We start from the raw sequence: 13,910 nt of genomic DNA, 5'->3' as shown, positions 1-13,910 counted from the left end.
CGATGCTGCCTGAACTCACCGATAGCGAAACGTTGCGCTATAACCGCCAGATTATTCTGCGCGGGTTTGACTTTGACGGCCAGGAAAAGCTGCGGGCCTCATCGGCGCTGATCGTTGGTTTAGGCGGTTTAGGCTGCCCGGCAGCGCAGTATCTGGCGGCAGCCGGTATCGGTTCTCTAACCCTGTTGGATTTCGATACCGTTTCCTTGTCTAATCTCCAACGCCAAATCCTGCACCGCGACGACCGAATCGGAATGGCGAAGGTTGAATCGGCCCGCCTCTCGTTGACACAGATTAACCCCAACGTCACCTTGCATACCGTGAATGCGGCGCTGGACGATCGGCAACTGGCTGAACTAATTGCACGGGTCGATATCGTGCTGGACTGCACCGACAACGTGGATATTCGTAATCGGCTCAATCAGCAGTGTCATGGCTTATGCAAGCCGCTGATTTCCGGCGCGGCAATTCGCATGGAAGGACAGGTTAGCGTCTTTACCTATCAGCAGGATGAACCCTGCTACCGCTGCCTAAGCCGTCTGTTTGGCGCTAACGCCCTGACCTGCGTTGAGGCCGGGGTTATGTCACCGCTGGTGGGTATGGTTGGCGCCATGCAGGCGATGGAAGCCATTAAGGTTCTCACCCGCTTCGGCACGCCGTTGACCGGCCGGTTATTGATGATTGACGCCATGACCATGCAGTTTCGGGAAATGAAGCTGATGAAAGACCCCGCCTGTTCGGTGTGTTCCACTAGGCCGGAATGAGTAAGCCGTAAGGCTGATAGTACCGAGCTGCTCAGCAGCGTTACAATAGCTTAGCCCGGTCGTTATCTTCCGGCGCCGCGTCACTCTGACCGTCGCCGGTACTGCAAGTATCTGCAACGCACTTAACCAGTTCAAGAGGCCCACCGTGCAGTACCACCGCCAGCCAGCCGGTTTGGCTGGTAAAGTCTTCACCCTCAAACGGTTGAACGCCCTTCGGACCGCCGCAAAATATCAGATGGCTAGAGACAGCGCAGGTCCAGCCGCGAGACTTTAGGCTGTCTGACATTTCACGGTCTTTATCACTCAGGCGATCGAGGTATATTTTCTCGTTAGTTTCCTCGACCTCCACCACCCAAGCGCGTAACGCCAGCGCCGGGTTGGATTCCCCATCGCCCTGTTCCATGCCCTTTTGATAAGGGATAATCCGTAACGTTGTGGAGGCGGCGACTTCCCCGCTTTCAGGGTTAACCGCCCGGTATTCACCGGCAAAGGTAAAGTTTGGCGCGGCCTCAGCGGCGCAGGCAACGCTAACTCCCACACCCCATAGGGCCAGACAGGTCGCTATAGCCAGAGATAGATTTTTCATTGATTCACCACCGCGCTCGATTAAAGAAGATCTGGCAAGAATACCGGAAACCGTAAAATTTATATTCATTATAGTAAGTTCCGATTCATACCGAACTGCCAGTCAATAAATATAGTACGCTTTGGTAAACAAAATAGGATGAATAATCCAACAGGATTGATATCTCGGAGCTGGGTGTGACAGAATGCACCCGCTTTATTTTAATGCTACCCCGGTGAACCCATGCGCGTAATGTTGGCCCCGATGGAAGGCGTATTGGATGCCTTTGTTCGTGAACTTCTCACAGAGATTAATGACTATGACCTGTGCATAACCGAGTTTATGCGCATTACGGGCATGCTGCTGCCGCAAAAGAGCTTTTACCGTTTAAGCCCCGAATTACACCATGGCGGGCTGACCAAGTCAGGAACGCCGGTACGAGTTCAGCTATTGGGCAATTCACCCGAATGGCTGGCTGAAAACGCCGCCAGAGCCATTGGAATGGGGTCGCACGGGGTTGATTTGAACTGCGGTTGCCCGGCTAAACGGGTGGTCGGCGGTGACGGCGGAGCCAGCCTGCTGCGCGAGCCAGAAACGATCTATCGGGTTGCTAAAGCCATGCGGCAAGCCATTCCCGCAGATAAAACGCTGTCGGTGAAAGTCAGGCTAGGCTGGGATTCTCCCGAGCGTCGTTTTGAAATCGCCGATGCAGTTCAACAGTCCGGCGCCAATGAGCTTACGGTTCACGGCAGAACCAAAGAAGATGGCTATCAGGCAGATAAAATTGACTGGCAGGCGATTGGAGACATTCGTCGGCGTTTAACCATTCCGGTGATTGCCAACGGTGAAATCTGGAATTACGCAGACGGCCAGCGCTGTTTAGACATTACCGGCTGCGATGCGCTGATGGTTGGCCGCGGAGCGCTGAATATTCCCAATCTCGGCTCGGTGGTAAAGCACCAGCAGGATAAGCTGCCGTGGAAACAGGTATTAACGCTGCTTAAGAAATACGTCCAAACTGATAATCCTTATGACACCGGGCTGTATAATATTGCCAGAACTAAACAGTGGCTGGGGTATTTGCGCAAGGAATACGGTGAAGCGTCTGAATTATTTTCTGAGATCAGAACCATTACTGATAAAAAACGGTTAGCGCTGGTTATTACCAACGCTCACGTTTGATATAAAGCGTAGTGTCTAAACCTGAGAACAGGTCACGTTAGCCTCTGATAAACCCCTCCAAACTCAAGCCATACGGTTATCAGGGCCTACAAGCTGGTACAGCCTCAAACATTACAGGTATAATCCCACAAATTATTCAACGGGCTTAGAAACGAAGATGACAAAACTCACCTTACAAGAACAAATGCTAAAAGCTGGATTAGTGACCAGCAAAAAAATGGCTAAAGTCCAAAGAACGGCCAAAAAATCACGGGTTCAGGCTCGTGAGGCAAGAGAGGCTGTGGAAGAAAATAAACAGGCACAGCTTGAGCGTGATAAACAGCTAAACGAACAGCAAAAACAGGCTGCTTTATCTAAAGAATATAAAGCTCAGGTGAAGCAGCTCATTGAAATGAACAGAATCAAAATTTCAAAAGGCGATATTAGTTTTAACTTCACCGATAATAATTTAATTAAAAAAATAGTTGTGGATAAGATGACTCAAGCTCAGCTGATTAGTGGTCGTCTCGCCATTGCTCGTTTGGTTGTTGATAGCAGCAAAGAGAGTGAATACGCGATTATCCCCGCGATCGTAGCCGATAAAATTGCTCTGCGAGATGCGAACAGTATCGTATTAAATAGCGCACTTAGTCAGGAAGAGCAGGATGAAGAAGATCCGTATGCTGATTTTAAAGTGCCCGATGATTTGATGTGGTAATTAAGGTTTGCAGATGCTTATGTATGAAAAGTCCTGAGGGGCTTTTTATTAAGATTGAATGTTTAGCTAGTTCATGGAGAAATGCAGGGTTATTCTGGATAGTTGCTAACATCTTTGCAGCCCGGTTGGATTAAATAGGCGAGACCGTCGGCTTTGTGCCAGGAGCGGACCTTGATAAGCCTGCACAGCATTAAGCAGGGAGGTCGGTACATTCACCCTATGTTCTTAATAAGCTATAATTGAATGATAAAAATACAGACAACACAACTATCATTGAATGATGTGATTTACCAAGCTCTCAATTATGCTCGTTTACCTTGCTAAGAATATTCTTTGATATCAATAGCAATCTAGAAGTAGCATATGATTAACCAGCTCTTTCCTTGACCGGACAGTTTCCACATGAGGCAGAAAACATGGTCTTTGGTATTTTCTCTCAAATCGCACTTGGTAATACATTAACAAAATTAACTAACGTATTTGAGGAGCTGGAACACTCAAAAAGAGTAATGTTCCCAGGCGCTGGCGGCGGAATAGATTCGCTGCCAAAAAGAAGACAGCAGGAAATTAATGATAAAATGCCAAAATGGCTCGCTAACTTAAAAAAGCACCCTCGACATGTAGTCACTCGAGAGTTGATAAGAAACATACTTCTTAATCAGAAAATGGGCGCGCTCCGCCAACACCGAATAGAAGCTCAGTATAATTTATTGGAATTTTTAATAAAAAATGACCTAGCTCTTTCTGAAGAAGACTTTCTGAAAAGCTATGCAGATTAACCATGACCCGCTCCTGCCGATTAAGATGCACCATTAACAGCGGAAGCCATTGAGAACTTCCGCTTTTCGCTCATAACTGACTACATAAAAATGGCGGTAGGTCGTAGGTCTACCGCCATTGCCATTAAACCGGATTCTGCGCAACTTCAGGCCGAACTACGGCTACTTCAACAGTATCCTTCGCTATACTGTTGTAATAATTCTCCGTAAGCTCAGAAATAAGAAAGTCGTCCATTAATAATTTTATGAACAAATCTTTTGATACTTTTGTGTCAAGCATGATTTGCGTTCCATCGTCAGAGAATCTTATCTTACCTTTTAACAATGGATAGTTCTGACAAAAAAGTATGATCTTAGCAGTTTCAATTTTTCTTTGAATCACTGGAGAAGATCTTGCAACTTTCGTTAGTTTCCTTGCATATTTTACATCTTGGATAAGTTCTTCTAACACATCGATGTTTGATACTATATTACGCTCCGCTATTGCAGTCATGCCCGATGAAGCCTCACGAATAATTACTTCATGAAAACCAAATGATTTTTCAATAGTATCTAAATCAAATACAAACAATCCGTCAGAAAATCGTAAAAGTTGAAAATTATCACTTATCCTAAAAAAGTCATCATCAATTTTCTCAAATTTAGTCCGAGATTTTTTTAGGAAAAAACTTTTTCTTGAAAAGATATTTACGGGAGCCATGGTTTTATACAAAACCATTTGTTCTCTTGCATCACCTATTTCGATAAGCAATACTCTTATATTATTTACGCCCTCAATGGCAATATCGTATAATTCGTGTCCATCAGTCTGTCTGACATCATCTAACACACTTAACTCATGAGGAATTTCAAGATCATATTGATATATAACCTTAATCCTCTCATCTGAGGCAGAAAGTTGTAATATGGATAATTCTTCATTTAACACTACATTGTCACGAATATTATCCATAAACAAACTTATAAGGCCACGCTGAGCCTCTGGATCAATATTCATTTTTTTAGGAGTGTTTGAGTTTCTGGTCAGTGCGTAGACTACAATGCCAAGCTTTGCTTGATTATCGATAAAATATTGAAGCTTACGATCCATCACTTCTTTATCATATATTATATCTGGCATAAAAAACCTTAATATCCTGAGTAATAAACCTTATCATCAAGTTTTATGTATTTTACTGAATCACCCATTTTAATCTTTTTCTTTGTTATAACAACAATTCCCTCTCTTTTTTCTCCTCCTTTGAAAATACCATCTATTTTATAAATATGAAAACCCATCAATGCCAATGAAGGATTTGCATAAAACAGGTCTGTTTTAATATAAATAATACCCATGACAACCAGTAACAGACCAAGTACAATTATATATTGGGGTTTTCCAAAATCGAATGTTATCAGTGGGATGACATATGTCGCAAGAAAAGTTAAATGCTCATAATTGATCCCTTCAACCTTCACAACTTCGAATGGAATCTCAGTTGTTTGCTTAATATCACATTTAAATTTAAAATATGCCAAAATACTATATACAAAAAGGACAAGGCATATTATTGCTACAGCGTTATTAAGGAGTAGTTTTTTGGCACCAATAAATTCACATTTATCACCAAAACAAATTGGTACATCCACAGTAATGACTATAAAAAAGAAGAAAAGAAGTGATAGAGAAAGGATATATAAATTAATTTTTCTTAAAATCATGCCCCCTCCCTCTATTTCTTGTATCCATTATTCACCTTATAAAATTATAGTGGCTAATATTAATGTTGCTCTAAACTTAAGGAAAATATTAAGCAGAACTAACCTGTTCTGTATGAAATAATGTCCTCTAATCTTAAAACATGAGTTCGTAATTCAATAAGTTAGTTGATAGCTATTACATAGTCTCCTGCATTTGTCTAAAAGATACTACCTCTCAATTCATAATTTTATGGGAGTAAACTTATGTCTGTGACAAAAATCGCACTACATCTTACCTCCAGCCGCTTTTGTATCACAAATTTTTTCAGTTTTAGCTTTCTTCAATCCACAGGCTTAGCCCACGCTAGTTGCAGAACTGTGGTGATCCTCTCCCTGAAAACAGCGCCAAGATAAACTGGAATATCCGATCTATCGTTCATCTCACATAGAGGCATATCCACCATAAAAAAGACCCGTTGTACCGAAGAACAGATAAAATTTGCACGCTATAGGACCGATGAGCCCACTCCTCGCCCTTCCCCACCCTACCAGCAACACCCAATAAACTATTTCTAATATAACCTTTCCCCCATCACCCCCGCCCTTTGCGCATTTCCTCAATTAACTCTTTCATCATGGCTTTAATTTCGGCGATCTCTTTATCTTTGATGTCGTCTATTTTTTCGTGCAGCGCATACAGTTCCAAATCGGTTTTGACGTTAACGTCGGACTCTATTTCATTTCGGCGGCTGTCGTTCATGCTCTGGCGTTTTTGGCTCATCATGATCGCCGGAGCGGTATATGCGGCCTGAAACGAAAGGAACAGATTTAATAAAACAAACGGATAAGGATCAAAGCCGCTTTTCTTAAAAATAAGGTTATAGATGGTCCAGGCAATAATGATGGTGCTTTGTATCAGGATAAAAGTCCATGAGGCTATCGCGCTGGTGATGACGTCCGCCAAGTGTTCGCCAAAGCTAGCCTCCCGCTCACAGGCGGTAGGATCCGCCAAAAGCTCTTCATGTTCGGCTTTACTCTGTTTGCGCAATTTTGCAAGTTGGTTTCGTGATTTGGTATCCATCTTGGTAGCTCTCGATCAAGGCTGTGTGGACTAAAGCGTAGCCAAAAAACGCAATAATAATGAGGGTGCATTTTTAAATATTATAAAATATGCCCCATTATATATTTACCAAAAATGAATAATCTTAATCATTAAACAGTTAGTGAAGGTGAAAACGTTAATATGAATTCTGTAAATAGAATTGTTGTTTCTTATACCCATTTACCCATTAACGTTGAAATCATCATCAATATTGTTTTGGAAAAAAACCGTTCATCGCCGTCGTTAACGGCCTACCCTAGTGGATATCTAAACGCTTTTTCATCTGATGATAGACCTACCGTCCTAAAGTGCCTGTTGCATATGAACCAGATCTCATCCCGGTCGTTAGACAGTATGAAATAGGCATCTGAGGTTTCAGAAGGGTTATACATACCCAGCGCACGATACGCCGTGTTGGTGTTAAAGCCGCTATCAAGTGGATAAGGTTTAGGAGCGCGGTCTGTCTGTTCGACTCTAAGGTAGAGCCCTTGTTCTAGCCATATCATAATACCCCCTTAGCTATTATATTTATTAGACCATTGACGCGGTAAAAGCGAGCTAGAAAATGAATAACCAAGATGAATAGCCAAAATAAATAGCAAAAACTAATGTCGACAATAGCTGGTTTCATGGGCAAATATCGCCAGCTTGGCATGATGAAAATCGATTAACCGGCCTTAACAGCATAAAAATACAATTTATTACAAATATCCATCTTTTTATTAGGTATATATGCATGAATACAGTTATACGAAATGCATCATGATAAATTATAATTCTACAGGCTGAACGTTTCGTTCGTTTCCAATAATCTAAATTAAGTCAGTGAGCTATGCGCGCAAAAATCTGTTGTTCATTCTTAAGCCTGTTAATTTTATCCACCGGCACTATCTCGATACCCGAGGCGATGGCTAAAAGTAGCCCAACCGCAGTTCAAAGCTCATTATCACAGCCGGAGCTGGCTTCCAATAGTGCGCTAGTGATCGACATGAAGAATCGTAGCGTTATTTATTCCAACAATCCGGACAAAGTGGTTCCGATTGCCTCAATTACCAAGCTGATGACCGCCATGGTTGTTCTCGATAAGAAACAGCCGCTTACCGAAGTTATTCCAATTAATATCAACGATACTAAAGAGATGAAAGGCGTTTATTCACGGGTAAAAATTGGTAGTGAAATTACCCGCCAGGAAATGCTACTGCTGGCATTAATGTCATCAGAAAACCGCGCGGCAGCCAGCCTTGCCCATCATTATCCCGGGGGCTATAACGCCTTTATTCGGGCAATGAACGCTAAAGCTAAATCCCTTGGCATGACTCACACCCGTTACGTTGAACCAACCGGCCTGTCTGAAAGCAATGTTTCAACCGCCCGCGATTTAACTCGCCTGCTGATTGCCACTAAACAGTATCCGTTGCTCAGCCAGTTAAGCACCACCCCCGATAAAATAGTCGCCTTCCAAAAGCCAAACTATACGCTGGGCTTTCGCAATACTAACCATTTAATCAACAATACTGACTGGAATATTCACCTGACTAAAACCGGCTTTACCAATGAAGCCGGGCACTGTCTGGCGATGAGAACTACCATTGCTAACCGCGATGTTGCCTTAGTGGTGCTCGACGCCTACGGTAAGTATACCCACTTTGCTGACGCCAACCGTTTACGCAAATGGATGGAAAGCGGTAAGGCTCCGATGGTGCCTGAAGCGGCCAAAAGCAATAAAAAGCCGAAAGCCAAACAGGCTTAACCTTTCCATTCTAATTTCGCAAACCGCCTGATAACGCCGCCGTTCTGGTTGATACCTGAGCGGCGGTGCTATAGTAAACGTTAAGGGTTTTCCCCTTCTATTCGCCCGATCTTTCTGTAGGAAGAGCAAACCGCTTCAGGTAAGCTTTAAACCCTGTTGCCTGCATCAAGGCAGGTTGTTATTCGATTTGTTACCCAATTTGTTATTCAATTTCATAAGGAACTTATACTTTGGCTGGTGGTAGCTTACTTGCGTTGCTCGATGACATTGCTTCCGTACTGGACGATGTTGCTCTCATGACCAAAATGGCCGCAAAGAAAACGTCTGGCGTATTAGGCGACGATTTGGCGCTGAACGCTCAGCAGGTCAGCGGTATAAGGGCTGAGCGCGAGATCCCCGTGGTTTGGGCGGTGGCTAAAGGGTCGTTTCTTAATAAGCTGATTCTGGTTCCTTTGGCGCTGCTAATCAGCGCATTTGCCCCGTGGGCGGTCACGCCATTGTTAATGGTCGGTGGCGCATTTTTGTGCTTTGAAGGGTTCGAAAAGCTGGCCCATACCTATCTTCATCGGAAACATTCAGACTCCGACCAACATAGTGCGCCTGAGCAGGAGCCGGAAGATCTGGTCGCTTTTGAGAAAGATAAAATAAAAGGGGCAATCAGAACCGACTTTATTCTGTCTGCCGAAATTATTGCCATTACGTTAGGCATCGTGGCCGAAGCCGATTTTTTACAGCAGGTTATCGTGATATCCGGTATCGCTATCGTGATGACGATTGGCGTATATGGTCTGGTGGCAGGAATTGTTAAACTCGACGACGTGGGGCTTTACCTCAGCGGCAAACCGTCCAGCGTACTTAAAGCGATTGGTAACGGGCTGGTCAACGTAACGCCTTATCTGATGAAAACGCTGTCGATTGTTGGCACCGCGGCCATGTTTATGGTGGGCGGAGGCATACTGACTCACGGTCTGCCTCCGGTCGGTCACGCGATTGAAAGGCTGGCTGCGGCTGTCGGTAGTATTCCCACCGTTGGCGGGGTGCTTAGCGCCGTTGGCCCGACCCTACTGAACATGCTTTTCGGCCTAGTTGTCGGAGCAATAGTCTTAGCGGGCGTCACGATTATCAGTAAATTCAAGCGGCCAAAGCTGCCTTCATAGTCTGCCTGATTAGCCTGCCTGAATACCCCACTTTTCCTCACCGGCAACCGGCCGGTGAGCGCTCATCGTTAGTCATAAAATCCTCGGCCGTTGGCATATCTATTGCCTCAACCCGTTCTATACTTACTATAGGACCGCATGATAAGACTCGCCCAATTGAAAGGCGTAATTCCATGCCGGGTGCGGCCACCGGCAGGATCTGAGGTGACTTATGATGTTCAATCACGTATGGGGACTTCTGGCCCACCCTGACCGGGAATTCCAACAGATCAGTCAAAGAAAAGAGACGATTACCCACCTCTATTCCAGCTATATTTTGCAAATGGCGGCCATACCGGTTATCTGTTCCGCCATAGGCACCACCTATTTCGGCTGGATGCTGGGCGAAGATCGGGTGATCCAAATCATGCCAGTCACTGCCTTGTACATTGGTGTGGTGTTTTACCTGATGCTGTTGGTTGCCGTCGCCATCGTTGGTAAAGTCATTCACTGGATGGCCCACCGCTACCAGCAGAACCCAAGCCTGTCGCAATGCATTATTTTTGCCGGATATACCGCAACGCCGATGTTTTTAAGCGGCATCGTGGCGCTCTACCCGCTGGTTTGGCTGTGCCTGTTAGCCGGTATTGTGGGGCTGTGCTACTGTGCTTATCTGCTTTACTCCGGTATTCCGGCGTTTCTTCATATTGACCACAATGAAGGCTTTATCTTTTCCAGCTCAACACTGGCCATCGGTATTTTGGTTCTTGAGGCTTTACTGGGGCTGACCGTTCTGCTGTGGGGATACGGTTCCCATTTTTGGTAGTACCGACGAAATATCAAACCGACCGTTAACCGTTGAACAAGAGTGGATAGAGCGTTGATGAATAGTAAAATGGGCTATCACCGCTAGGTAATAGCCCATTTTTTGTTTAGCCAATTGGATTAGAAGCTGACTTTAATACCCATATTACCTGAATAGCCTTCCATCTGGCCATCAAAGGCTTTTTGGTATCGGCCGTCGGCATAAACGTCTACGCCGTTGCCGACTTTAGCGGTGATACCGGCGCCACCCTGCCAGTAAGACTTACTAAAATCTGGCCGAATAGTTGCGGTATCCACCGTAACTTCAGGCTCTTTACCTAACTGATAAATCACGTCGCTCGATAGATAAGGCTTAACCGTCTGCTCTTTTGCTGAATCATAATAAATGCGCAATCCGGTTCTGGCCTGACCAACGCTATGGTAGGTACTGCTTACGTCGGAGAGAGCATCGCTGAAGCTTTTCAGGTTCAAATACTGGTACTTCAGCTGAGCCTGAGGTTCAATGCTCCAGCCGTCAATAATATTGAATGCCTGACCCGCTTCCGCCGACATGGCTAAACCGTAACCATTTTGATCGGCATCGTTTCGGCTTTCATACTTATTGCGATACCAGGTACCCTGCCCGACTAAGTCAAGATAGCCACCGTCATTGGTCATCATGGTGTAGTAGCCGCCCAAACCGTAAGCATCGGTTTTAATCTTGCCGGTATTCACCGACAGTTCAGGCCTGACGGCGCGTGCGCGATCTTGGGCGTCGGTATATTGCGTACCCAGCGTAATCATCACGCCGGCGGTGGTTTGCGTTCCGGCCGCATTTTCTGACCGGTATACGTCACTACCGAGCTGGGCAAACCAGATATCGGAATCATAGCTAAAGCGACCGGCGTCGAAACGGTTATGTTGGCCGCTAATACGACCCCATGCGCCCTCACTAAACGCTGAGCTATATGCCGCGGAATCGCCACGGCGTTCATGCAGGCTACCCAGCGTAGTAAAACCGTAGAACTCATTGAGCCATGGTGCCGCAATATATCCGGGCACTTCAGCACGGTAAGCAATCTCTGGTGTCGGTGGTGTAGTTGGTGTCGGTGGTGTAGTTGGTGTCGGTGGTGTCGTTGGTGTCGGTACCGGAATAACAGGGTCCGATGGCTCCGCAGGCTCTGGCTCTGGCTCTGGATTTGGATTTGGATTTGGCGCAGGAACCACCGGCGTCAGATTTGACTGTAGGTTCCAGTGATTAGTATCTATCTGGTACAAATAATAGTCATAGGCACCGGCCGATACGCTGCCGTTCATAGCAAACTGGCCGGATGAAGCGTCACCGTCAACGGCGATCACGTTAATACCGTCGCCGGTAGTCAGGGCGCCAAGGCCGCCGCGGTTAACTACGTTTACCCCGTAATTACCGGTCACATCGCCAATCACGTGGATTTTATCCGTCGCCGAATTGCTATCTCCCAACTCACCGTTTAAAACAAAGCTACCGCCGCCGGTTAGATTACCGTTTACGGTTAGCGTGCTGAAATCAGAGCCGGAAGCGCGAGCGCTGGTTGAGTTTGGCGAAAAATTAACGTTACCGGACAGGGCTAGCGATTTAACGTCGGCGTCACCGGTTATATTCCAAACGCTGGTATCATCAATATTGATACCGTTGGCATTAACCGCTGCGCCGTTCCATACCGAACGATTGATTAATGACAAATTGACGTTATTATTTCCAGCCGCCCGTATATCGCCCACGACAATCGACTGATTATCTACGGTCATATTAACGTTACTGGCAACGTTTAGCGCCGCATCGATCAAAATACCGTTGCCACCGCTTAACGTTGAGCCATTGCGTACGGTGGCGTTAATATTAGCACCATAGGCGCGTAAGCCAGTACCCTGCTCACTAATCACCGCTGAATTATTGAGATCAACCTTGGTATAGACGGTGCCTGCACCTGCTGCATAAATACCGCCGGCATTAATGCCCTGAGTGGTAATACGACTGTTTTCAAGGTTAATTGTACCGCTTGTTTGGCTCCATAACCCATACGCACTGGCACCGGTTGAAGTACCAACAACATTTTTTGCATTGACGGTTGAGCCGGAAAACGTACCGATTACCATGCCCGAATTACCGGTGGTATCAACGGTAGCCGTATTTAAATTTAACATTCCGCCTCTGGCTGCCGTTGCGCCAATGCTACCCACACCGGCCGTTGAAACGGTCATATTGGTCGCGTCAAAACGGTATTCAGAATAGAGGCCGTGGGAATTGTCACCCTTACTTCTGGCAATCGTATTGTCTACCTGCGCCGTTCCCCGGATTTCAATAGCGGTCGCGCCGCCGCCTTCGGTAACAATTTGTGAACCCTGAACCTGAATTTTAGAATCGATGCCCGGCACCCAAACGCCTTTGGCATAATCACCTTTAGATAGATAAGAGCCGCCGATCACCTTTACGTCAGCATAGATATTCGCATCGATCATATTTAAATTGCCGCTTTCAGAAACGGCATTAACGTTGGTCAGCGTAACGTTGGCCATCGTGGTGGCGTTGCCGATAGCCCTCACCACTCCCCCCCGATCGAGGTGAATGTCAGCATTGCTCAGATTAACAGTACCGCCGCCTTCCAATACCTGATCGACAGACCCGGTGGCCGTCAGGCCATTTAACGTTAATTCAGCACCGCGAGCCACCGACGCGATGGCATAACCGTACTGCATATGAACGGTTGTATTAGTTAAATTGCCGGTCACTCCGCTACTAGACAAACTGATAGCGGTAGAGCCATTACCGGTAATATCAAAACGATTACCGCTACCGGTCAGCTTACTTCCCGCATTGCTAAGATCGATCCCGCTGGCCTTGGTCAAAATGGAGGTATTCGTCAGAGAAACGTTCGCCCCCGAAGAGCCATAGATACCGTAAGCGCCTGACCCAGACGTCGAGATAGTCGTACCGTTAAGAATCGCGCTAGAGCTGCTACCTTGAACAACCAGCCCGTGTGAGCTACCTCCCGTGGTAGTGATAGTACCGCCCTGATTATTAACGGTACCGTTAATATTGTTAATACCGTTTGCAACATCGCCGCTGATGGTAATGCGGAAATCAGTTAGATTAATCGTTCCGCCATCGGCCACTTTAGCGCCATGGCTAGCGCGCGCGTTGGTATTGACCACTAGGCCTGAACTGCTATTGACGGTGCTATTAGCACCTTGAACCAGAATAGCCGGAACGTTACTGGTTGCTGAATTATAATTACCGGAGACCGATTGTACCGAACCATTGGTAACGCTAAAGGTATTATCCGCCCAAGAGTAAGGAGCGCTAAGAAACGTGATAACTAAAGTAGACAGAAGGGTTCTTTGAAACTTAGGTAATACTATAGAGGTACTGTTCATAAAAAATATCCGTTTAATTATGTTAAATATTGCTTCA

General features: G+C 45.9%; 13 protein-coding genes. 7 read left to right on the top strand and 6 right to left on the bottom strand.

Annotated elements, in window-relative coordinates; translation table 11 throughout:
- Positions 1-2 precede the first annotated feature (2 nt).
- Positions 3-764: a molybdopterin-synthase adenylyltransferase MoeB gene (moeB, locus tag GVI43_RS13915; protein ID WP_159567459.1), complete on the top strand. Its 762-nt coding sequence runs from the start codon at positions 3-5 to the stop codon at positions 762-764.
- 40 nt (positions 765-804) lie between these two features.
- Here the strand turns inward: moeB and GVI43_RS13910 are convergent, their stop codons facing one another.
- Positions 805-1,419 (bottom strand): hypothetical protein, encoded by a 615-nt coding sequence (locus GVI43_RS13910; protein ID WP_159567458.1) that lies wholly within the window; start codon positions 1,417-1,419, stop codon positions 805-807.
- Positions 1,420-1,572: 153 nt separating this feature from the next.
- Here GVI43_RS13910 and dusC point away from each other — a divergent pair, with 153 nt between their 5' ends.
- From dusC to GVI43_RS13895, 3 genes are all read left to right on the top strand, one after another.
- Positions 1,573-2,511, top strand: coding sequence for a tRNA dihydrouridine(16) synthase DusC (gene dusC, locus GVI43_RS13905; RefSeq protein WP_159567457.1), 939 nt, complete (start codon positions 1,573-1,575; stop codon positions 2,509-2,511).
- Between the two features lie 157 nt (positions 2,512-2,668).
- On the top strand, positions 2,669-3,208 hold the full coding sequence (locus GVI43_RS13900) for a DUF2058 domain-containing protein (protein ID WP_159567456.1): 540 nt from the start codon (positions 2,669-2,671) through the stop codon (positions 3,206-3,208).
- Between the two features lie 416 nt (positions 3,209-3,624).
- Positions 3,625-3,987 (top strand): hypothetical protein, encoded by a 363-nt coding sequence (locus tag GVI43_RS13895; protein WP_159567455.1) that lies wholly within the window; start codon positions 3,625-3,627, stop codon positions 3,985-3,987.
- A 124-nt stretch (positions 3,988-4,111) separates the two neighbouring features.
- On the opposite strand, the gene kwaB is transcribed toward GVI43_RS13895, so the two are convergent.
- The 4 genes from kwaB to GVI43_RS15925 all read right to left on the bottom strand — a co-directional run bounded on the left by kwaB (position 4,112) and on the right by GVI43_RS15925 (position 7,275).
- Positions 4,112-5,107: an anti-phage protein KwaB gene (kwaB, locus tag GVI43_RS13890; RefSeq protein ID WP_159567454.1), complete on the bottom strand. Its 996-nt coding sequence runs from the start codon at positions 5,105-5,107 to the stop codon at positions 4,112-4,114.
- An 8-nt stretch (positions 5,108-5,115) separates the two neighbouring features.
- Complete coding sequence (kwaA, locus tag GVI43_RS13885) at positions 5,116-5,688, bottom strand: anti-phage protein KwaA (protein ID WP_159567453.1); 573 nt, start codon at positions 5,686-5,688, stop codon at positions 5,116-5,118.
- A gap of 571 nt (positions 5,689-6,259) precedes the next feature.
- Positions 6,260-6,748, bottom strand: a complete 489-nt coding sequence (locus GVI43_RS13880) for a DUF1003 domain-containing protein (protein ID WP_159567452.1) — start codon at positions 6,746-6,748, stop codon at positions 6,260-6,262.
- A gap of 272 nt (positions 6,749-7,020) precedes the next feature.
- Positions 7,021-7,275 (bottom strand): hypothetical protein, encoded by a 255-nt coding sequence (locus tag GVI43_RS15925; protein WP_170324339.1) that lies wholly within the window; start codon positions 7,273-7,275, stop codon positions 7,021-7,023.
- A gap of 326 nt (positions 7,276-7,601) precedes the next feature.
- Between GVI43_RS15925 and pbpG the strand changes: the two genes are divergently transcribed.
- From pbpG to GVI43_RS13865, 3 genes are all read left to right on the top strand, one after another.
- Positions 7,602-8,519 (top strand): D-alanyl-D-alanine endopeptidase, encoded by a 918-nt coding sequence (pbpG, locus tag GVI43_RS13875; RefSeq protein ID WP_159567451.1) that lies wholly within the window; start codon positions 7,602-7,604, stop codon positions 8,517-8,519.
- Positions 8,520-8,749: 230 nt separating this feature from the next.
- Positions 8,750-9,676, top strand: coding sequence for a DUF808 domain-containing protein (locus GVI43_RS13870; RefSeq protein ID WP_159567450.1), 927 nt, complete (start codon positions 8,750-8,752; stop codon positions 9,674-9,676).
- Between the two features lie 214 nt (positions 9,677-9,890).
- On the top strand, positions 9,891-10,481 hold the full coding sequence (locus GVI43_RS13865; protein WP_159567490.1) for a Yip1 family protein: 591 nt from the start codon (positions 9,891-9,893) through the stop codon (positions 10,479-10,481).
- A 119-nt stretch (positions 10,482-10,600) separates the two neighbouring features.
- On the opposite strand, the gene GVI43_RS13860 is transcribed toward GVI43_RS13865, so the two are convergent.
- Positions 10,601-13,873 carry an autotransporter family protein gene (locus tag GVI43_RS13860; RefSeq protein ID WP_159567449.1) on the bottom strand — a complete coding sequence of 1,091 codons (3,273 nt, stop codon included), beginning with the start codon at positions 13,871-13,873 and terminating at the stop codon, positions 10,601-10,603.
- Between the last annotated feature and the right edge of the window lie 37 nt (positions 13,874-13,910).

Origin of the sequence: Budvicia diplopodorum, assembly GCF_009800925.1 — a bacterium.
Classification (GTDB): domain Bacteria; phylum Pseudomonadota; class Gammaproteobacteria; order Enterobacterales; family Enterobacteriaceae; genus Budvicia; species Budvicia diplopodorum.
This window is presented reverse-complemented; position numbering and strand designations above follow the sequence as displayed.

What these genes read in the sequence shown, in the direction of transcription:
- moeB (WP_159567459.1), top strand. Translation starts at nt 3, where the DNA reads ATGCTGCCTGAACTCACCGATAGCGAAACGTTGCGCTATAACCGCCAG.
- GVI43_RS13910 (WP_159567458.1), bottom strand. Translation starts at nt 1,419, where the DNA reads ATGAATATAAATTTTACGGTTTCCGGTATTCTTGCCAGATCTTCTTTA.
- dusC (WP_159567457.1), top strand. Translation starts at nt 1,573, where the DNA reads ATGCGCGTAATGTTGGCCCCGATGGAAGGCGTATTGGATGCCTTTGTT.
- GVI43_RS13900 (WP_159567456.1), top strand. Translation starts at nt 2,669, where the DNA reads ATGACAAAACTCACCTTACAAGAACAAATGCTAAAAGCTGGATTAGTG.
- GVI43_RS13895 (WP_159567455.1), top strand. Translation starts at nt 3,625, where the DNA reads ATGGTCTTTGGTATTTTCTCTCAAATCGCACTTGGTAATACATTAACA.
- kwaB (WP_159567454.1), bottom strand. Translation starts at nt 5,107, where the DNA reads ATGCCAGATATAATATATGATAAAGAAGTGATGGATCGTAAGCTTCAA.
- kwaA (WP_159567453.1), bottom strand. Translation starts at nt 5,688, where the DNA reads ATGATTTTAAGAAAAATTAATTTATATATCCTTTCTCTATCACTTCTT.
- GVI43_RS13880 (WP_159567452.1), bottom strand. Translation starts at nt 6,748, where the DNA reads ATGGATACCAAATCACGAAACCAACTTGCAAAATTGCGCAAACAGAGT.
- GVI43_RS15925 (WP_170324339.1), bottom strand. Translation starts at nt 7,275, where the DNA reads ATGATATGGCTAGAACAAGGGCTCTACCTTAGAGTCGAACAGACAGAC.
- pbpG (WP_159567451.1), top strand. Translation starts at nt 7,602, where the DNA reads ATGCGCGCAAAAATCTGTTGTTCATTCTTAAGCCTGTTAATTTTATCC.
- GVI43_RS13865 (WP_159567490.1), top strand. Translation starts at nt 9,891, where the DNA reads ATGTTCAATCACGTATGGGGACTTCTGGCCCACCCTGACCGGGAATTC.
- GVI43_RS13860 (WP_159567449.1), bottom strand. Translation starts at nt 13,873, where the DNA reads ATGAACAGTACCTCTATAGTATTACCTAAGTTTCAAAGAACCCTTCTG.